Here is a 19,225-nt window from a genome sequence, read left to right on the forward strand (position 1 = left end):
GTCGAACACCTCACCCTACAAACCCGGCCGGACCGGGCCGGACGCCCGGCCCGAGGGGGCCGTCCGCCCGGGCCCGGAGCCCCGGTGCCGGGCCCGGGCGCCGCGCCTCAGCCCAGGGTCGGCAGCTTGATCAGCACCAGCAGCGCCAGCAGCTGCACCGCCGCCGCGCCGGCCGCCTTGCCCCAGGGCAGGTCGTGGATCCGCCGCACCATGGTGGTCAGCAGGACCGCGCAGCCCACCCAGGTCGCCCAGCCGACCACCTGCACGACCGGGTTGCCGGCCGGCAGGAAGAGGGCGAGCAGCAGCCGCGGGGCGTCGGTGGTCCAGCTGATCAGCGCGGCCAGGCCGACCGTGGACTGCCAGGGGCCGTCGCCGCCGGACTGCCGGGCCAGGACGTAGGTGACCGCGGAGAGCACCCCGCCGGCCAGCGTGAAGGCGACCGCGGCGCCGCCGATCGCCCACAGCGCGACCGCGAAGGTGGAGTGCACCACCTGGTCGTAGGTGGAGTCGAGGGCGAACACCGCGAGCACGCCGTACAGCAGCGACACGCACAGCGCGGGCAGCCACACCTGGTGGTCGCGCATCCGGTCGAAGGTGGCGCCGGGGCTGCGGTACATGCCGACCAGCAGCTGCCGCCAGGGCAGCCGGGGCCCGCCCGCGTGCGGCGCGGCCTGGCCGCCGGCCCGGTAGACGGCGACGTTGTCCGCCGCCCCGGGGGCGTAGCCGCCCGGCCCGGGGCCGTCCGGGTGGTAGCCGTAGCCGTAGCCGTCCTGCCCCGCCGGGTGGCCCGGGTGGCCGCCGTACCCGTCGTCGTGGCCCTGGCCGTCGTAGCCGTGGCCGTCGTAGCCCTGGCCGTCGTAGCCCTGGCCGTAGCCGTCGTCGTACGGGTACGGCTGCTCGCCGTGGGACTGGTCGCCGTAGGGCTGCTCGCCGAGCGCGAAGGCCCTGGTGTGGCCGGGCCGGTCGCCGGGGCCGGTGGGCCCGGGGTGCGGGGCGGTGAAGTACTCGGGGGCGCCGGTGGGCGCGCCGGGGTACGGGTCGCCCTGGGGGGTGCCAGGGGCGGGTGCCGTCCAGCGCTGCCGGGGGTCGGCGCCCCGTCCGTCGTCGTGTCGATTGCCAGCCACGCCTCGACGGTACCCGCAACGGCTGACCCACCGTCGGGTGATCATGGCGGCGGGGCCGGATTGCAGCCGTCCTGTGACGGTGCGCCCGGGTCCGGCCCGACGGGTTCCGGCGGAGTCCGGGCGGGAGGGCTCAGCCGGTGACGCCGGCGCCGGGCGCGTGCACCGCGGCGGCGTTGCTGAGGCCGGCCTCGCAGCCGCCGGGGCCCGCCGAGAGCCGGACGGCGCCGACCGGGAGCCGGGTGCCGCAGGCGATCCGCAGGCCGGACGGGAGCTCGTTCTCGGCCTCCAGGACGGCGCCGTCGCCGATCACCACGCCGTCCAGCGAGCAGCGCTCACCGACCTCGGCGTAGGCGCCGACGATGGAGTCCCGGACGTACGCGCCGGCCTCGATCCGGGCGCCGGGCAGCACCACGCTGCCCTCGACGATGGCGCCGGCGGCGACCCGGGCGCCCTCGGAGACCACGGTGCCGGAGCTGAGCACGGCGGCCGGGTCGACGTGCGAGCCGGACAGCAGCAGCGCCTCGCCGGTGGGGCCGGGGACGGCCGGGGAGTCGACCTTGCCGAGCACCAGGTCGGCCGAGCCGCGGACGAAGGCGCCGGGGGTGCCCAGGTCCAGCCAGTAGGAGGTGTCGACGACGCCGCGCAGCAGCGCGCCGGTGGCGAGCAGTTCGGGGAAGGTCTCGCGCTCGACCGAGACCTCGCGGCCGGTCGGGATGCGGTCGATCACCGAGCGGGTGAAGACGTAGCAGCCCGCGTTGATCTGGTCGGTGACGATCTGCTCGGGGGTCTCGGGCTTCTCCAGGAAGGCGAGCACCCGGCCGTCCGGATCGGTCGGGACGAGGCCGAAGGCGCGCGGATCGGCCACCCGGGTGAGGTGCAGGGTGACGTCGGCGCCGGAGGCGCTGTGCCCGTCGCGCAGGGCGGCGATGTCCAGGCCGGAGAGGATGTCGCCGTTGAAGACCAGCACCGGCTCGTCGGGGCCGCAGGTGAGGCCGGTGGCGGCGTTGCGGATCGCGCCGCCGGTGCCCAGCGGCTCCTCCTCGGTGAGGTAGACCAGTTCGATGCCGTAGGGGCTGCCGTCCTGGAAGTGGTCGACGAAGACCTCGGCGAGGTAGGAGGTGGCGAGCACCACGCGGGTGACGCCGGCGGCGGCGGCCCGGGCGAGCTGGTGCGCGATGAACGGGACACCCGCCACGGGCAGCATCGGTTTCGGCGTGTGGGTGGTCAACGGACGGAGGCGGGTGCCCTTGCCTCCGACCAGCATGATCGCCTGGGTCATGGTGCTGTCTCCCGTGGTCGAATTCCGGCGGCCCGGCACGACAGGGTCCGGTGCGCTCGCTCGGTGAACTGGCCGGGGCGGCGTGCCATGGCCTCCGACGGAACCGGTCCTTCCCGCGGTTCCGTCGCACACTCTATTTGCTCGAACATCGCCTGGGTGCCACCACCCCGGTCGATCGTGCGTGCGGATCGGCGCTCCGGGGCCGGGCCCGGCTCGGGAAGCGTCGCGGGCCGTTCCCCGGACCGGGCCCCGGTGCCGCGCCCGGTCCGGACGCGGCCGGACCCCGGGGCCGCGACGGGCGCCCGGGGTCCGGGTGGTGCGGGGGTGCGGGTGGTACGGGTGAGGCAGGTGGTGCGGGGGTGTCAGGCCTCGACCGGCTCCGCCTCGGCGGCGGGGGCGGCCTTGACCGACTCCAGCAGCAGCTGGGCGACGTCGACGACCTTGAGGTGCTCCTTGGCCGCGCCCTCGTTCTTCTTGCCGTTGACCGAGTCGGAGAGCATCACCAGGCAGAACGGGCAGGCGGTGGAGACGATGTCCGGGTTCAGCGACAGCGCCTCGTCCACCCGCTCGGTGTTGATCCGCTTGCCGATCCGCTCCTCCATCCACATCCGGGCGCCGCCGGCGCCGCAGCAGAAGCCGCGCTCCTTGTGGCGGTGCATCTCCTCGTTGCGCAGGCCGGGCACCCGGCCGATGATCTCGCGCGGCGGGGTGTAGACCTTGTTGTGCCGGCCGAGGTAGCACGGGTCGTGGTAGGTGATCAGGCCCTCCACCGGGTTCACCGGCAGCAGCTTGCCCTCGTCGATCAGGTGCTGGAGCAGCTGGGTGTGGTGGATGACCTCGAAGTGGCCGCCGAGCTGCGGGTACTCGTTGGCGATGGTGTTGAAGCAGTGCGGGCAGGTGGCGACGATCCGCTTGGTGGGGGCGTCCTCCAGCGCGGCGTTCAGGGTCTCGACGTTCTGCGCGCCGAGCATCTGGAACAGGAACTCGTTGCCGAGGCGGCGCGGGGAGTCACCGGTGCAGGTCTCCTCCTTGCCGAGGATGGCGAACTTCACGCCCGCGGTGTGCAGCAGTTCGGCGAACGCCTTGGTGGTCTTCTTGGCCCGGTCCTCCAGGGCGCCGGCGCAGCCGACCCAGTAGAGGTACTCGACCTCGGCGGGGTCGATGTCCTCGCCGATCACCGGCACCTCGATGCCGGTCTCCTTCTTCAGCTCCTTGACCCAGTCCAGCCGGGCCTTGGTGGCCAGGCCCCACGGGTTGCCCTTGTTCTCCAGGTTCTTGAGCATCGTCCCGGCCTCGGTCGGGAAGCTGCTCTCGATCATCACCTGGTAGCGGCGCATGTCGACGATGTGGTCGATGTGCTCGATGTCGACCGGGCACTGCTCGACGCAGGCGCCGCAGGTGGTGCAGGACCACAGCACGTCCGGGTCGATGACGCCGCCCTCCTCAGCGGTGCCGATCAGCGGGCGCTCGGCCTCGGCCAGCGCGGCGGCGGGGACGCCGGCGAGCTGCTCGGCGGTGGCCTGCTCCTCGCCCTCCATGGACTTGCCGCCGCCGGCCAGCAGGTACGGGGCCTTGGCGAAGGCGTGCTCGCGCAGGCTCATGATCAGCAGCTTGGGCGAGAGCGGCTTGCCGGTGTTCCAGGCCGGGCACTGCGACTGGCAGCGGCCGCACTCGGTGCAGGTGGAGAAGTCGAGGATGCCCTTCCAGGAGAAGTGCTCGACCTGGGAGACGCCGAACACGGCGTCGTCGGCCGGGTCCTCGAAGTCGATCGGGGCGCCGCCGCTGGTCATCGGGCGCAGCGCGCCGAGCGCGGTGCCGCCGTCGTCCTCGCGCTTGAAGTAGATGTTGAAGAAGGCCAGGAAGCGGTGCCAGGCGACGCCCATCGAGGGGTTGACGCCGATGGTGATCGCCCAGGCGAAGGAGATGCAGATCTTCAGCATCGCGAACAGGTAGACCAGGTTGACCAGGGTGCCGTGCGCGGTGCCGTGGAAGGCGGCGGCGATCGGGTACGAGACCAGGTAGGCCGGGTCGTAGGAGTCGACGCCCTCCAGGGCGCCCTCCAGGCCGCGCAGCATCATGATGCACAGGCCGATGCCGAGGATCGTGTACTCGACGTAGAACGCCTGCCAGGCGATCGAGCCGGCGAACCGGGACTTGCGGCCGGCCCGGGAGGGCAGGCTGAGCAGGCGGATCACCATCAGGGTGAGGATGCCCAGGGTGGTGAGGGTGCCGATCAGCTCGACGAAGATGTTCCACGGCAGCCAGTGGCCGATGACCGGGAGCACGAACTCGGCGTCGAAGAGCTGCCCGAAGGCGTTCACCAGGGTGAGCACCAGCGAGAAGAACCCGACGGCGACGAACCAGTGGGCGACGCCGACGACGCCCCAGCGGTTCATCCGGGTGTGGCCGAGGAACTCCTTGGCCACGGTGGCGACCCGCTGCGCGGGCTGCCCGAATCGGGTGCCGTCGGCGGAGCCGGTGCGCACCACCTTGTAGATGTACAGCGCCGCACGGGCGGCGAGCGCGGTGCCGATCACGAATGTGACCAGCGAGATGACGATCGCTGCTAGCTGCATCGGCTCTCCGTCTCCAGCGGCTCTGGTCCGAGTCTTCCCTTGGGTCCCCCGCAGATTGTACTGGTCGGTAACTTGCAGGGTCGACGCGCCGGACATTACCGCGCGTTAACACTCCGCCAGAAGATGTTCAAGGTATGGCGGCAGTCACTAAGCCCAGACTCACCCGCCCGGAGCAGCCGCCGGACCCCTCGCGACATAAGCGCTCAGTAAAGTTGAGCGACACGGACTCAAAGCTGTTGACGCGGTCCGATCGGTCGTGCATCCTTGAGTCCGTACTGCTCAACTTCTCCTCGGAGGTATTCACGATGGCACGCGCGGTCGGCATCGACCTCGGTACGACGAACTCCGTCGTCAGTGTTCTTGAGGGCGGTGAGCCCACGGTCATCACCAACGCCGAGGGCGCTCGGACCACGCCGTCCGTCGTCGCCTTCGCCAAGAACGGCGAGGTGCTCGTCGGCGAGGTCGCCAAGCGGCAGGCGGTCACCAACGTCGACCGCACCATCCGCTCGGTGAAGCGCCACATGGGCACCGACTGGAAGATCGGCATCGACGGCAAGGACTTCACGCCGCAGCAGATCTCCGCCTTCGTCCTGCAGAAGCTCAAGCGGGACGCCGAGGCCTACCTGGGCGAGACGGTCACCGACGCCGTCATCACCGTCCCGGCCTACTTCAACGACTCCGAGCGCCAGGCCACCAAGGAGGCCGGCGAGATCGCGGGCCTGAACGTCCTGCGCATCGTCAACGAGCCGACCGCCGCCGCCCTGGCCTACGGCCTGGACAAGGACGACCAGACCATCCTGGTCTTCGACCTCGGCGGCGGCACCTTCGACGTCTCGCTGCTGGAGATCGGCGACGGCGTGGTCGAGGTCAAGGCCACCAACGGCGACAACCACCTCGGCGGCGACGACTGGGACCAGCGGGTCGTCGACCACCTGGTGAAGGTCTTCCAGTCCGGCCACGGCGTCGACCTGTCCAAGGACAAGATGGCCGTCCAGCGCCTGCGCGAGGCCGCCGAGAAGGCCAAGATCGAGCTGTCCTCGTCCTCCGAGACCTCGATCAATCTGCCCTACATCACGGCCTCCGCCGAGGGCCCGCTGCACCTGGACGAGAAGCTCACCCGCTCGCAGTTCCAGCAGCTCACCTCGGACCTGCTGGACCGCTGCAAGGTCCCGTTCCACAACGTGATCAAGGACGCCGGCATCCAGCTGTCCGAGATCGACCACGTGGTCCTGGTCGGCGGCTCGACCCGCATGCCGGCCGTCGCCGAGCTCGTCAAGGAGCTGACCGGCGGCAAGGACGCCAACAAGGGCGTCAACCCGGACGAGGTCGTCGCCATCGGCGCCTCCCTGCAGGCCGGTGTCCTCAAGGGCGAGGTCAAGGACGTCCTGCTGCTCGACGTCACCCCGCTGTCCCTCGGCATCGAGACCAAGGGCGGCATCATGACCAAGCTGATCGAGCGCAACACCACGATCCCGACCAAGCGCTCCGAGATCTTCACCACCGCCGAGGACAACCAGCCCTCCGTGCAGATCCAGGTCTACCAGGGCGAGCGCGAGATCGCGGCGTACAACAAGAAGCTCGGCATGTTCGAGCTGACCGGCCTGCCGCCGGCCCCGCGCGGCCTGCCGCAGATCGAGGTCACCTTCGACATCGACGCCAACGGCATCATGCACGTGGCCGCGAAGGACCTCGGCACCGGCAAGGAGCAGAAGATGACCGTCACCGGCGGCTCCTCGCTGCCGAAGGACGAGGTCAACCGCATGCGCGAGGAGGCCGAGCGCTACGCGGAGGAGGACACCAAGCGCCGCGAGGCCGTCGAGACCCGCAACCAGGGCGAGCAGCTCGTCTACTCGACCGAGAAGTTCATCGCGGACAACGCGGACAAGCTCCCGGCGGACGTCAAGACCGAGGTCGAGACCGCCATCGGCGAGCTCAAGGAGACCCTCAAGGGCGAGGACGTCGCGGCCATCCGCACCGCCACCGAGAAGGTCTCCACCACCGCCCAGAAGCTCGGCGCGGCGCTGTACGCGCAGGCCGACGGCGCGGGCGCGGCGGCCGGCGCGGCCGGGGCCGGCGAGGCGGGCCCGAAGGAGGACGACGTGGTCGACGCCGAGATCGTCGACGACGAGAAGCCCAAGGGCGGTGCGGCATGACGGAGAAGCCGCAGGGCGAGCAGCCCGGCGACGACTCCGCCGCCGAGGAGGCCGTGCTCAAGGCAGCCGAGGAGGCCGTCGCGGGTGCGGGTGCCGACGAACTGGCCGCCGCCAAGCGCGAGGCCGGCGAGCGCACCGCCGACCTGCAGCGGCTCCAGGCCGAGTACCAGAACTACCGCAAGCGGGTCGAGCGCGACCGGGCCACCGTCCGGGAGATCGCGGTCTCCAGCATCCTGGAGTCGCTGATCCCGGTGCTGGACGACATCGGCCGGGCCCGCGAGCACGGCGAGGTGACGGGCGGCTTCAAGTCGGTCGCCGAGTCGCTGGAGACGGTCGTCGCCAAGCTCGGGCTGCAGCAGTTCGGCAAGGAGGGCGAGCCCTTCGACCCGACCATCCACGAGGCGCTGATGCACAGTTACTCGTCGGACGTGACGGAGGACACCTGCGTGCAGATCCTCCAGCCCGGGTACCGGATCGGCGAGCGGATCATCCGCCCGGCGATGGTCGCGGTCGCGGAGCCCCAGCCGGGCACCCAGACCACCGGCGAGCCGGACGGCGACCAGGCTGACGGCCCGTCCGACAGCTGAGTAGAGTCCCCGTGCGCTGCGGAGTCGTACGTCGTCCAGTACGACGGCCGGCTCCGCAGCGCCGTATCACGGCACCGCACCGCGCGGTGCCGGCAGGCAACAGAACTTCGGGATTCCGGGAGGTGGCGGTCAAAGGCCATGAGCGCTAAGGACTACGTGGAGAAGGACTACTACAAGGTCCTCGGCGTGCCCAAGGACGCCACCGCCGCAGAGATCAAGAAGACGTACCGCAAGCTGGCCCGCGAGTTCCACCCGGACGCGAACAAGGGCGACGCCAAGGCCGAGGAGCGCTTCAAGGACATCTCCGAGGCGTACGACGTGCTCTCCGACGAGAAGCGCCGCAAGGAGTACGACGAGGCCCGCTCGCTGTTCGCGGGCGGCGGCTTCCGGCCCGGCGGGGCGGGCGCGGCCGGGGGCTTCGACTTCGGCGACCTCTTCAACGGCGGGAGCGGCTCGGGCGGCGGCGGGATCGGCGACGTGTTCGGCGGCCTGTTCAACCGCGGCGGTCGGCAGACCGCCCAGCCGCGCCGCGGGGCCGACGTCGAGACCGAGGTCACGCTGAACTTCGAGGAGGCCGTGGACGGCGCGACGGTGCCGCTGCGGATGACCTCCCAGGCCGCCTGCCGCGCCTGCGCCGGGACGGGCGCCAAGGCCGGCACCACCCCGCGGGTCTGCCCGACCTGCGTCGGCGCGGGCACCGTCAGCCGGGGCCAGGGCGCCTTCGCGCTCTCCGAGCCCTGCCGGGACTGCAAGGGCCGCGGCATGATCGTCGACGACCCGTGCACCGTCTGCCACGGCAGCGGCCGGGCCTCCTCGGCCCGGACCATGCAGGTGCGCATCCCGGCCGGGGTGCAGGACGGCCAGCGGATCCGGCTCAAGGGCAAGGGCGCCCAGGGCGAGCGCGGCGGCCAGCCCGGAGACCTGTACGTCACGGTGCACGTCGACCCGCACCCGGTGTTCGGGCGCAAGGGCGACAACCTCACGGTGACCGTGCCGGTGAGCTTCCCCGAAGCCGCGCTGGGCGGCACCATCGAGGTGCCGACCCTGAACGGTCCGGCCGTGAAGCTCAAGCTGCCGCCCGGCAGCGCCAACGGCCTGACCATGCGGGCCCGGGGCAAGGGCGCCACCCGCAAGGACGGCACCCGCGGCGACCTGCTGGTCACCGTGGAGGTCTCGGTGCCCAAGCACGTCGACGGAGACGCGCTGACCGCACTGGAGCAGTACCGCGAGGCCACCGCCTCGGACGACCCGCGAGCCGCCCTGTTCAAGGCGGCGGAGGGAGCGTGAGACCCCGATGAGTCCCCATCCCGACAGCAGCCGCGACGGCACCGGCCGGATCGGCCCCGGCCCCGGCCTGGGCGAGGGCCTGCCCGGCGGCGGTCGCCCCCGCGCCGCCGCCCCGCCGTACGTGCTCACCGAGGACACCCCGGTCTACGTCATCTCGGTCGCCGCCGAACTCTCCGGGCTGCACCCGCAGACCCTCCGCCAGTACGACCGCCTCGGCCTGGTCAGCCCCGACCGCACCGCCGGCCGCGGCCGCCGCTACTCCGCCCGGGACATCCAGCAGCTGCGCGAGGTCCAGCGGCTCTCCCAGGACGAGGGCATCAACCTGGCCGGGATCAAGCGGATCATCGAGCTGGAGAACCAGGTCGCCGCCCTGCAGTCCCGCGTCACCGAACTGGTCGACGCCCTGGAGGGCGCCGCCGCCACCCTCCAGCAGCGCGAGGCCGCCGTGCACGCCTCCTACCGGCGCGACCTGGTCCCCTACCAGCAGGTCCAGCAGTCCAGCGCGCTGGTGGTCTGGCGGCCCAAGCGCTGAGCGTCCGGCACCGAGCCGCCGACACCCCTCCCGTTCGGGGGGTGCCGGCGGCTTCCGCGTCCTGTCAGAGTTCTTTTCCGGAGCGCCGCCCGCCTGTCCGCAGTCCGGTAATCCGAGGGGGATCGGGAGACCTTCGCTCTATGATGCGGGCCGGAGGGCACGCGCCGGATCCACCAAAGGCCCCAGCTCAGGCAAGGAGTCATGGACATGAGCACTGAGCGGAGGAACCCCGCCGCAGCCCCTGGCCTTTCCCCCGAGGCCCGGGCCCTCTACACCCGGGCCGTGCAGAGCGGCGGGAAGCTGACCGGGCGCCACGCCCTCCCCGCCGACCGGGACGACCCCGCGCTGCACGAACTGCTGGACGTCGGACTCCTGCAGCCCGAGGTGGGCCCGGCCGGGACGTACGCGGTGAAGGACCCCCAGCAGCTGGCCGAGGCATTGTCACTGGGCTTCCAGCTGGAAGCCACCAGAATCCTGCACCGCTCGATGGCGACCACCCAGGCCCTGCAGGAACTCCACCAGGAGTACCTGGCCTACATCGCGCACCCCGAATCCGGCGGCGCCATCGAATACGTCCAGGGCCGGGGGAACATCAACGAAAACCTGGCGGCGATCATGGCCAGCGCGTCGAATGAAATGCTCACGGCACAACCCGGCGGCGGCCGCGGCGAGGACGCCCTGAAGATAGCGATCGCCCGCGATATGGAATTCGTGGAACGCGGCGGGACGATCAGGACCATCTACCAGCCGAGCGCCCGCTATTCGAACCCGACGATCAGCTACGTCCAGGCGGTGACCCAAGAAGGTTGCCAGGTGAGAACACTGGACGAGGCCTTCGCCAAGCTGATCGTGATCGACCGGAAGGTCGCCGTGATAACCGTCGGCGACGAGCAGAACCGGGACCGCGCGGCCTTCGTCCGGGACGACGCCGTCATCGACTACATCGTGGGCGTCTTCCACAGTCAGTGGGAGCGGGCCATCCCCTTCACCGGCGGCCACGAAATACCGCCGCAGGTGGTGTCCAGCATGCGCAAGCAAATCGTCCGCATGATGCTGGAGGGCATCGCGCACCGCACGATCGCCCGGCGCATCGGCCTCAGCGAGCGCACCCTCGCCCGCCACATCGCCGAAATGCGCGAGGAGTACGGGGTGGAGACGCTCTTCCAGCTCGGGTGGAAGATCGCACAGGCCGAGGGGCCGACGGGCTGAGCTCGGCGGCCCCTCGACGCCGGGGCCTACCAGTGGCTGTCCATGTCCGCCACGAGGGCCTTCTGCACCACAGTGGTCTCGGAGGCGCTCCAGTAGGAGTCCGCGCTCGCCGGGCCGGCTCCGAGAAACACAGTGATGCCCAGCAGAACAGCCGCGATCAGGATACGACGGACCTTCAGCACAACATCACTCCTTTCGGGACAAATCCATCGCGAGCATCGCCCGCTCGAACGATGGCCGCACCAATTTCCGACATATGATTCCCCATCAACCGCCCTCACGTCACCCCACCCCCCTCAACATGCCGGGGATCGGTCGCTGAAATGTGCATGTCGGCGCGCACGAACGGGGGCCGCGGCCCGAGGTGTCATCTATCCGCCAGGCAGCCAGATGCCACCGTGCGCCAGTGGACTCGTTGACACCCGGCGATGGACGATCAGCTAGTCGTAACCGCAGTAGCACAATCCAGCGCGTCCACCGCACCGGCCGCCGAACCCGGAGTGCGGCAATCTCCGGGTCCTCAACCGCCGTTCCGACGGACAGGGGGCATCGGACCCGACGGCCGAATCACCACACCCGGAGTCGACATGAGTGAGCACCACCTGCAACACCGCGCCGAGGGGCGCCGCGCACGCGTGTTCCTGGCCGCGCCGCTGATGCGGCTGACCGGCCCGGCGGACAGTGTGGTGACGCTGGCCAGCCGGACCAGGCTGACCACGCTGCGCAGCACGCTGCTGGACAGCGGGGCCGCGGTGTACAGCGCGCACCACAGCGACGCGTGGACGGTGGCCGGACGGGCGCCGGAGCAGCGGGTGCCGTCGGACTTCCGGGCGATGCAGAGCGCGGACCTGGTCTTTGCGTACGTGGGCGCCCCGCTGTCGGCCGGGGTGAGCCTGGAGCTCGGGTGGGCGTCGGCGCTGCGCAAGCCGATCGTGCTGCTGGTGGACGAGGCGATCACGCACAACCCGCTGATCGCCACCATCGAGCAGGTCTCGCCGGTGCTGCCGCTGGTCTTCGACGACACCTGGTCGCAGGAGGCGCTGCACCACACCGTGGAGACCGCGCTGGACTGGGCCGGGATGGCGCTGTCGCTGCGCGGCGGCTTCTGGACCGCGCCCGGCGACCAGTTCCCGCGGCCGCGCCGCGAGCACGCCGGCCCGTACGGCTTCTGGTCCCCGGAGATCGCCACCGGCTGACGGCCCGTCCGCCCCGCGCCACCGGCCCGCCCGCCCGCCCGTCCGCTCCCCCGGTCACCCGGCTCCCCGCATCCGCCAGCCCAGCTGGAAGAGGGTCTCCGCGCCGTGGAGTTCGCGCAGCCGGGAGATGTGCGCGGCGACGGTCCGCTCGCCGAGGCCCAGCCGGGAGGCGACGGCCTTCTGGGTCAGGCCCTGGGCGAGCAGCCGGCCCACCTGCTCGTGGACCGGCACCGCGCTCTCGTCCGCGCCCCCGTGCTCGGCGGAGCGCCACTGGACCCGCTCGGCCCGCTCCCAGTCCCGCTCGAAGGCGGCGACCAGGAACGCGACCACCGCCGGGTCCTCGATGAAGGCGGCACTGGAGTCGTCGACCGACGCCGGGACGACGGCGATCCGGCGGTCGAAGACCAGCAGCCTGCTGAACGGTTCGCTCAAGGTGCGGAACCGGCCGCCCCAGCCGGTCACCCTCTCCGCCCAGCGCACCGTCGGCCCGTCCAGCAGCGCGGCCGGCTCGTGGACGGTGCGGACGGCCGCCCCGCGCTCCAGGAAGCGGCGGGTGCGCTCCGGCGACCGGTCCAGCAGGGGGGTCGACCCGGCCCCGCCGGGGTGCAGGGCCAGCTCCTCCTCGCGCGCCCCGTCCGCCAGCCGTCGGACGCGCTGCCGGATCTGCTCGGTCCGCTCGACGTGCTGCACCACGCTGGAGCGGTCGGCCCGGCGCGGGGTCGCGTCGTAGGCGTGGGTGAGGTCCTCCAGCAGCGCGGGCAGCTCCTCCGCGCGCAGCAGCATCCGGGTGCCCTCGGCGCGCAGTCGGGCGCTGATCCGGTCGCCGACCGCCCGCGGGTCGGCCGCCGTCAGCACCTGCGCGGCGGCGTCGTGCACCAGCAGCCCGAGCTCCAGCAGCCGCAGCACCCCGGCCGGGTCCTGCTCGACCGCCTCGCGGAACGCCACCCGCCCGCCCTGGTCCAGGACCTGCTGGTAGAGCCGCCGCTCCGCCTCGCTCGGCAGGGCGACCGGGTTCGCCTCGCTCACGGGTCCCGCTCCTTCTCAGCCGTCCGCACGGGGCGCTGCCCCCGGCGGCGCGGCGGGTCGTCCGGACGCCCCGCGCAGCTGCCAGCCCAGCTGGAACAGGGTCTCCGCATCGTAGAACTCCCGCAGCCGGGCGATGTGCCCGGCCACCGTCCGCTCCGAGAGCCCCAGCCGGGAGGCGATCGCCCGCTGGGTCAGGCCCGCGGCCAGCAGGTCGGTGAGTTCGGGCGGCACGCCCGTCCCGCGCGGGCGGCCGGCGGCGGCGTGCCAGTCGACGGTCGCGGCGCGGGCCCAGTCGCGCTCGAAGCGCTCGACCAGCAGGGCGACCAGGGCCGGGTCCTCGACGAAGGCGGCGCTGGAGTGGTCGGCGGCGGCCGGGATGACGGCCACCTTGCGGTCGAAGACCAGCAGCCGGGTGAACGGCTCGTCCAGGACCCGGATGCGTTCGCCTAGGTCGGTGACGTCGGCCGCGTAGGAGGCGGTGGGCGGGTCGGCGAGCGCGCCGGGCGCGTAGAGGGTGCGCAGGGCGATGCCGGCGTCCAGGTGGGTCCGGGTGAGTTCGAGGGACTGCTGCAGGAACTGCCGCGGCCGGGCGCCGCCGGGCTGGGCGGCCAGGATCTCCTCGCGCGTCTCGGACTCGACCTGGAGGATGCCGTGCCGGATCTGCTCCACGTCCCGGACGTGGTGCACCACGCTGGAGCGGTCGTCCCGGCCGAGCGCCGACTCGTAGGCCAGGCTGAGCGGTTCGAGCAGCGCGGGCGTCTCCTCGGCCCGCAGCAGCAGCCCGGCCCCCTCGGCCCGCATCCGGGCGCCGAGCCGGCCGACGGCGGTGCGCGGGCTGACGGCGGTCAGCGACTCGTCGACGGCGTGGTGCACCAGCAGTCCGAACTCGACCAGGCGGTGCACGGCGTCCGCGTCCAGCCGCGCCGCCTCGCGGAACATCATCCGGCCGCCCCGGGCGAGGACTTCGCGGTACAGGGCGCGTTCGGCGTCGCTCAGCAGGGGGTTCACCTCGTTCCCTCCCGCACCGGCCGGCCGGTGGCGGTGCGCGGGTCGACGGCGGTGGGCCGCTCGCTCCCATCGTGCTGGACCGGCGGCCCGAGGGCGAGCAGCCGCGCGGGGAGGGGGGCGGGTCCGGGCCGGGGCGGCGGGGTGTCAGGCACCTGGCTTCTCCCGCCGCATCAGCCAGCCGAGTTGGAAGAGCGTCTCGGCGCCGTGCAGGTCGCGCAGGCGGGAGATGTGGCCGGCGACGGTGCGCTCGGACAGGCCCAGGCGGGAGGCGATCGCCTTCTGGGTCAGGCCGGCGGCCAGCAGGCGGCCGACCTGGGCGGAGGCGGTCCGGGTGGGGTCGCTGTCCAGGAGGCTGTGCCAGGGGACGCGTTCGGCGCGGGCCCAGTCGCGTTCGAAGTTGGCGACGATCATGCCCACGGTGGCGGGGTCGGAGAGCACCGCGGCCCGGGAGAAGTCCTCGGCGGCGGGCACCACGGCGGTGGCCCGGTCGAAGACCAGGGCGCGCTGGAAGGGCTCGTCGAGCAGCCGGACCTCGCCGCCGGCCCTGGTGACGGTGGCGGCGTAGCGGATCACGGCGGGCTCGGTGAGCACGGTCGGCTGGTAGAGGGTGAGGATGCGGCAGCCGCGGCGCAGGACCGGCAGTTCCTGGCGCAGGGACAGTTCCAGGGCGGCGGGCAGCGGCTGTCCGGGCTGCGAGGTCAGGGCCTCCTCCCGGCAGGCGGAGCCGAGTTGGGCGATCCGCTGGCGGATGTGCTCGCGTCCGGTGATCTGGAGGTCGGCGGGGACGGGCCCGGCCGGGCGGGGCACGCTGTCGTAGGCGGCGATCAGCGGTTCGAGGTCGGCGGCCAGGCGTTCGGCCCGGTTGAGCAGGCGGGTGGCCTCGGCGTTCATCTCGGTGCCGAGGGTGTCGGCCACGAAGCGGGGGTTGACGGCGAGGTAGGAGCCGTCGTGGCCGTCCAGCATCAGCAGGCCGGTGCGCAGCAGCCCGGCGAGGGCGGGCCGCTGCGGGGCGGGGAGGGCGTCGGCGGCGACCCGGCCGCCGGCTTCCAGGACGTCCAGGTAGAGGCGCCACGCCTGCGCGTCGATCGGCCCGCAGGCCGAGGCGGCGGGGGCGGTGGCGGGGGTCGGGTCAGCCACGTCCGCCGCCGCCTCTCATCAGCCAGCCGAGCTGGAACAGGGTGCCGGCCCCGTGCAGGTCGCGCAGGCGGGAGATGTGCCCGGCGACGGTGCGCTCGGACAGGCCCAGGCGGGTGGCGACGGCGCGCTGGGTGAGGCCCTGGGCGAGCAGGCGGCCGACCCGTTCGGTGATGGCGCGGGTGAGGGTGCGGCTGTCGAGGCCGTGCCAGTGGACCTGCTCGGCGCGGGCCCAGTCGCGTTCGAAGCCGGCCACCAGGTAGGCGATCGCGGCGGGGTCCTCGACGAACGCGGCGCGGCTGTGGTCCTCGGCGGCGGGGATCACGGCGATCCGCCGGTCGATGACGATCAACCGGAGGAACGGCTCGTCCAGGACGCGCAGTTGGGCGCCGTGCTCGGTCATCGTGGTGGCGTGCCGGACGGCGCTGTCCTCGGTGAGCGCGACGGGCTGGTAGAGGGCGCGCAGGGTGGCGCCCCGGCTGAGCATCCGCCGGTCCTGGGTGTGGGCGAGTTCGAGGACGGCGGGCGGGCGGAGCCCGGGCTGGGCACTGAGCAGTTCGAGGCGGCAGTCCGAGACCAGTTGGGCGATCCGCAGCCGGATGCCCTCCTGGCCGTCGATGTAGACGGCCTGCCTGGTCCGGTCGGCGGGCCGGGGGACGGCGTCGTAGGCGCGGGCGAGCGGGTCGAGCGCGGCGGGCAGCCGGCCGGCGTCGAGCAGCAGGCGGGTGGCGCGGGAGCGCAGGTCGGCGCCGAGGCGTTCGGCGACGGCCCGCGGGCTGACCGCGACGTAGCAGCCGTCGATCCGGTTGGGCAGCATCAGGCCGATCGCCACCAGCTGCTCCAGCAGGGCCTGTTGGCGCTCGGGGGTGAGGTCGGTGCCGAGCGGGGGCGGCGCGTCCAGCGGGATGCGGCCGCCGGCGGCGAGGACGGCCAGGTAGAGCCGGGTGGCGTCCTCCTCGGGCAGTCCGGCGTCCGGGTCGAACGGGGGGCCGAAGGACAGGCCGCCGGGGGAGTGGTCGCCGGGGGGCGGGAGGTCGGGGGACGGGCCGTCGAGGGAGGCGTCGCCGCAGGCCGGGTCACCGAGGGACGGGCCGTCCGGCGTGCCGGGGACACCGGGGGTCACGGGTGGGGCCGACGTCACGGGTGCGCCGGACCGGTCGGTGTCCGGATCGGACTTCGGGTGGTCCGCTGCCACGTCGAGCACTCCCTGCCGTGTTCCTCCGTTTGCGGATGATGATCCCAGAGGGCCGTCGGGCTCGACGGCGGGAGTCACCCCCGCGGGCCGGGCGCGCCCCCCGGGCCGGGTGCCGTCGGCACCCGGACCCCGGAGGACCCGCTCGTGTCACGCCAGCGTCATGGCGCTTCGGCGAGGCGGAGCAGCAACGCCTCGCCGAGCCGGTCGGGCAGCCACCACCACACGTGGCGTCCCGGCCGGTGCTCTTCCCCCCCGTTGCGCAGATGCGAACGCACCTGTCGCCCCCACGCGAAGAGCAAGTCGCCGACTCGGGCTGCGGCTGCCCCGGACGACTTGGCGTGTCTACACCCTCACAGCGGGACGCACTCCGAACAAGTGCTCTCCGGCTGCAGGTTCCCGCAAGTGCAGGAACATGCAGCAAACGTCCCGGCCCGGTGCCCGGAATGACGCTTTCCCCGCATTGCCCCCCCTCTTCCGAACAGGCATTCGAAAAAGGGGGAGAGGGCCCTGACCGGGGGCGTCGCGGCCGGGCGGAATGTCACTGCCCGGAACGGGAATTCGGCAATCCTCCGCCGAACCCACCGATCCGGAATCCACTGCGCCGAATATCGGCCGGGCCCGAACGTCCCGCCCGGCCGTCGCTCCGGCCGTCGCTCCGGCCGCCCGCGGCCGCCCGCGGCCGCCCGCGGCCGCCCGCGGCGGCCCCGGCGGGCCTCAGAGCAGGCGGCCCGCCCGCAGGCCGGCCGCGGTCCGCGCCAGCGCCACCGCCCAGGCGGCGAGCAGCAGCAGGTAGAGCCCGGCGGCGAGGGCGGTGAATCCGCCGAACCCGGTGTGCCGGGCCAGCGCGGTGGTGCCGGTGACCAGGGTGCCGACCGGGAAGGTGAAGGCCCACCAGGTCATCGCGAACGGCATCCCGGCCCGCAGGGCCCGCAGGTTCGCGGCGAGCGCCACCGCCAGCCAGAGCAGCGCGAACCCCGTCACCGTGACGCCGTACACCTCGGCCAGCGCGCGGGCCGCCGCCCCGGCGCCGGGGCCCGCGCCGGGCAGCGCGAGCGGCAGCGCGTCGGCGAACTGGTGGACGGCGGTGGTGGACTGGCCCAGCGGCCCGAGCACCAGGAACAGCGACGGGGTGAGCACCAAGGCGGGCAGCTTGCTGTGCAGCAGTCCGCCGAGGACCACCGGCAGCAGCGCCAGGGTGGCCAGCAGGCTGGCCCCGAACATCGCCACGCACCCGTACAGCAGCGCCTGCCGAGCCGCCCCCGCGGGCAGGTGCGGCACCAGCGCGGGGCCGAGCGCCGCGGACACCATCGGCGCGACCACCGGCAGCAGCCAGGTCGGGTTGGCCTCCAGCGCGGACAGCCGGTGCCGGGTGACCATCAGGTACGGCAGCCCGGCGGCCACCGCCAGCGCGTACGCAGTGCCCGCCGTCCACAGCAGCACGTCCAGCGCGAGCGCGGCCGGCTCGCCGAGCACCGGGCCGCCGACGGTGAGCGCGCCGTAGCCGACGGCCAGCAGGGCCATCGGCGGGCAGCCGTAGAAGACGGCGGCGGACGGGTCGGCCAGCAGGGTGTGCCGGGCCTGCTCGCGGTGCCGGGTCAGGTGGACGGCGCGGCCGGCCAGCAGGGCGGCCAGCATCAGCAGCGAGAGCGTCCAGACCGCCTCGGCGAAGGCGGTGCGGCCGGGGACGTCCAGCGGCAGCGCGGCGGCGGCGTTGCCGGTGATCGCGGTGCCCATCACGGCGGCGTACCAGTGGGGTCCGAGCCGGGACAGGTCGGGGGTGCGCAGGATGGTGCGCGGCGCGAGGAGGGTTGCCATGACTCCACCGTCCCCGCGCGGGCGGGACGGCGGTAGCGAGCCGCCCGCTATGAGGACATAGCCTGGGCCTATGGCTCTCTCCCCGCACGTCCCGGAACTCGGCGCCCTGGAGCTGCTGCTCGCCGTGGCCCGGCTGGGCAGCGTCGGGCGGGCCGCCGCCGAACTGGGCGTCAGCCAGCCCGCCGCCAGCGCCCGGATCAAGGGCATGGAACGGCAGATCGGGGTGCCGCTGCTGGAGCGCTCGCCGCGCGGCTCCCGGCCCACCGAGGCGGGCCGGCTGGTGGTCGAGTGGGCCCGGCAGGTGGTCGAGGCCGCCCAGGCGCTGGACGCCGGGATCGACGCGCTGCGCGGCCGCCGGGACGCCCGGCTGCGGGTGGTGGCCAGCCTGACCGTCGCCGAGTACCTGATGCCGGGCTGGCTGCTGGCCCTGAACGAGGCCATCCCGGGCACCGCCGTCACGCTGCGCACCGCGAACTCGCACGACGTCGCCGCCCAGGTGCTGGCCGGCGAGGCCGACCTGGGCTTCGTCGAGGGCACCTCCACCCCGCCCGGCCTGTCCGGCGCGGTGGTGGCCGCCGACCGGCTGGTGGTGGTGGTCTCCCCCGAGCACCGCTGGGCCCGCCGCCGCACCCCGGTCACCGGCGCCGAACTGGCGGCCACCCCGCTGGTGCTGCGCGAGGTCGGCTCCGGCACCCGGGAGGTGCTGGAGGAGGCGCTGGCCCCGTACGGCGGCCCGGCCGCGCCCCGGCTGGAGCTGGCCTCCTCGACGGCGCTGAAGGCGGCCGCGATGACCGGCGCGGGCCCGGTCTGCCTGAGCGAGCTGGCGGTGACCGAGGAGCTGGCCACCCGCCGGCTGGTCGCCGTGCCGCTGGCCGGGCTGGAGCTGCAGCGCCCGCTGCGCGCGGTCTGGCCGGCCGGCCAGCGCCCGGCCGGGCCGGCCCGCGAGCTGCTGGGGCTGACCCGGGCGCCGGGGCCGGGCCGGGCCGTCCGGAGGGGCTGAGCGGAGCAGCCGGACCGTCCGCCCGAACGGGCTGAGCGGAAACCCTTCGTAAAACCTGAGCGGAATACGCTCAACTTAGTGCATGCTGTAATCAGCAGACTCGT

The 19,225-nt window shown here is 73.3% G+C and carries 15 protein-coding genes and 1 pseudogene; 7 read left to right on the top strand and 9 right to left on the bottom strand.

The window, feature by feature from the left end; translation table 11 throughout:
• Positions 1-107: 107 nt before the first annotated feature.
• The 3 genes and pseudogenes from ACIQVD_RS16815 to ACIQVD_RS16825 all read right to left on the bottom strand — a co-directional run bounded on the left by ACIQVD_RS16815 (position 108) and on the right by ACIQVD_RS16825 (position 4,979).
• A complete protein-coding gene (locus tag ACIQVD_RS16815) occupies positions 108-1,124 on the bottom strand; it encodes a YIP1 family protein (RefSeq protein WP_402289819.1) in 1,017 nt (338 codons plus the stop codon).
• A 205-nt stretch (positions 1,125-1,329) separates the two neighbouring features.
• Positions 1,330-2,403, bottom strand: a pseudogene (locus ACIQVD_RS16820) (sugar phosphate nucleotidyltransferase); the annotation flags it as partial.
• A 362-nt stretch (positions 2,404-2,765) separates the two neighbouring features.
• Positions 2,766-4,979, bottom strand: coding sequence for a (Fe-S)-binding protein (locus ACIQVD_RS16825; RefSeq protein WP_402289821.1), 2,214 nt, complete (start codon positions 4,977-4,979; stop codon positions 2,766-2,768).
• A 305-nt stretch (positions 4,980-5,284) separates the two neighbouring features.
• Between ACIQVD_RS16825 and dnaK the strand changes: the two genes are divergently transcribed.
• From dnaK to ACIQVD_RS16850, 5 genes are all read left to right on the top strand, one after another.
• Complete coding sequence (gene dnaK, locus ACIQVD_RS16830; RefSeq protein ID WP_402289823.1) at positions 5,285-7,132, top strand: molecular chaperone DnaK; 1,848 nt, start codon at positions 5,285-5,287, stop codon at positions 7,130-7,132.
• Positions 7,129-7,719, top strand: a complete 591-nt coding sequence (gene grpE, locus ACIQVD_RS16835) for a nucleotide exchange factor GrpE (protein WP_400682955.1) — start codon at positions 7,129-7,131, stop codon at positions 7,717-7,719. Before dnaK ends, grpE begins: the two co-directional genes overlap by 4 nt.
• Before the next feature lie 138 nt (positions 7,720-7,857).
• A complete protein-coding gene (dnaJ, locus tag ACIQVD_RS16840; RefSeq protein ID WP_100837297.1) occupies positions 7,858-9,006 on the top strand; it encodes a molecular chaperone DnaJ in 1,149 nt (382 codons plus the stop codon).
• A gap of 7 nt (positions 9,007-9,013) precedes the next feature.
• On the top strand, positions 9,014-9,538 hold the full coding sequence (locus ACIQVD_RS16845; RefSeq protein WP_400682951.1) for a heat shock protein transcriptional repressor HspR: 525 nt from the start codon (positions 9,014-9,016) through the stop codon (positions 9,536-9,538).
• 207 nt (positions 9,539-9,745) lie between these two features.
• Positions 9,746-10,747, top strand: a complete 1,002-nt coding sequence (locus ACIQVD_RS16850; protein WP_146616632.1) for a hypothetical protein — start codon at positions 9,746-9,748, stop codon at positions 10,745-10,747.
• Between the two features lie 26 nt (positions 10,748-10,773).
• On the opposite strand, the gene ACIQVD_RS16855 is transcribed toward ACIQVD_RS16850, so the two are convergent.
• Positions 10,774-10,929, bottom strand: a complete 156-nt coding sequence (locus ACIQVD_RS16855; protein ID WP_159073132.1) for a hypothetical protein — start codon at positions 10,927-10,929, stop codon at positions 10,774-10,776.
• Between the two features lie 405 nt (positions 10,930-11,334).
• Between ACIQVD_RS16855 and ACIQVD_RS16860 the strand changes: the two genes are divergently transcribed.
• Positions 11,335-11,943, top strand: coding sequence for a hypothetical protein (locus ACIQVD_RS16860; RefSeq protein ID WP_157852057.1), 609 nt, complete (start codon positions 11,335-11,337; stop codon positions 11,941-11,943).
• A 54-nt stretch (positions 11,944-11,997) separates the two neighbouring features.
• Here the strand turns inward: ACIQVD_RS16860 and ACIQVD_RS16865 are convergent, their stop codons facing one another.
• From ACIQVD_RS16865 to ACIQVD_RS16885, 5 genes are all read right to left on the bottom strand, one after another.
• Positions 11,998-12,969: a LuxR C-terminal-related transcriptional regulator gene (locus tag ACIQVD_RS16865; RefSeq protein ID WP_400682947.1), complete on the bottom strand. Its 972-nt coding sequence runs from the start codon at positions 12,967-12,969 to the stop codon at positions 11,998-12,000.
• Positions 12,970-12,984: 15 nt separating this feature from the next.
• Positions 12,985-13,977 carry a LuxR family transcriptional regulator gene (locus ACIQVD_RS16870; RefSeq protein ID WP_402289829.1) on the bottom strand — a complete coding sequence of 331 codons (993 nt, stop codon included), beginning with the start codon at positions 13,975-13,977 and terminating at the stop codon, positions 12,985-12,987.
• A gap of 144 nt (positions 13,978-14,121) precedes the next feature.
• On the bottom strand, positions 14,122-15,114 hold the full coding sequence (locus tag ACIQVD_RS16875; RefSeq protein WP_400682943.1) for a LuxR C-terminal-related transcriptional regulator: 993 nt from the start codon (positions 15,112-15,114) through the stop codon (positions 14,122-14,124).
• Positions 15,107-16,234, bottom strand: a complete 1,128-nt coding sequence (locus tag ACIQVD_RS16880; RefSeq protein ID WP_400682940.1) for a LuxR family transcriptional regulator — start codon at positions 16,232-16,234, stop codon at positions 15,107-15,109. The genes ACIQVD_RS16875 and ACIQVD_RS16880 overlap by 8 nt, the downstream gene beginning before the upstream one ends.
• A 786-nt stretch (positions 16,235-17,020) precedes the next feature.
• Positions 17,021-18,121 carry a C4-dicarboxylate ABC transporter gene (locus ACIQVD_RS16885; protein ID WP_402289832.1) on the bottom strand — a complete coding sequence of 367 codons (1,101 nt, stop codon included), beginning with the start codon at positions 18,119-18,121 and terminating at the stop codon, positions 17,021-17,023.
• A 70-nt stretch (positions 18,122-18,191) separates the two neighbouring features.
• On the opposite strand from ACIQVD_RS16885, the gene ACIQVD_RS16890 reads away from it, so the two are divergent.
• The gene (locus ACIQVD_RS16890) at positions 18,192-19,121 is read left to right on the top strand and encodes a LysR family transcriptional regulator (RefSeq protein ID WP_400682935.1); all 930 of its coding nucleotides are present in this window, start codon (positions 18,192-18,194) and stop codon (positions 19,119-19,121) included.
• The last annotated feature ends 104 nt before the right edge of the window (positions 19,122-19,225 follow it).

This window comes from Kitasatospora sp. NPDC090308 (assembly GCF_044769485.1).
Classification (GTDB): Bacteria; Actinomycetota; Actinomycetes; order Streptomycetales; family Streptomycetaceae; genus Kitasatospora; species Kitasatospora fiedleri.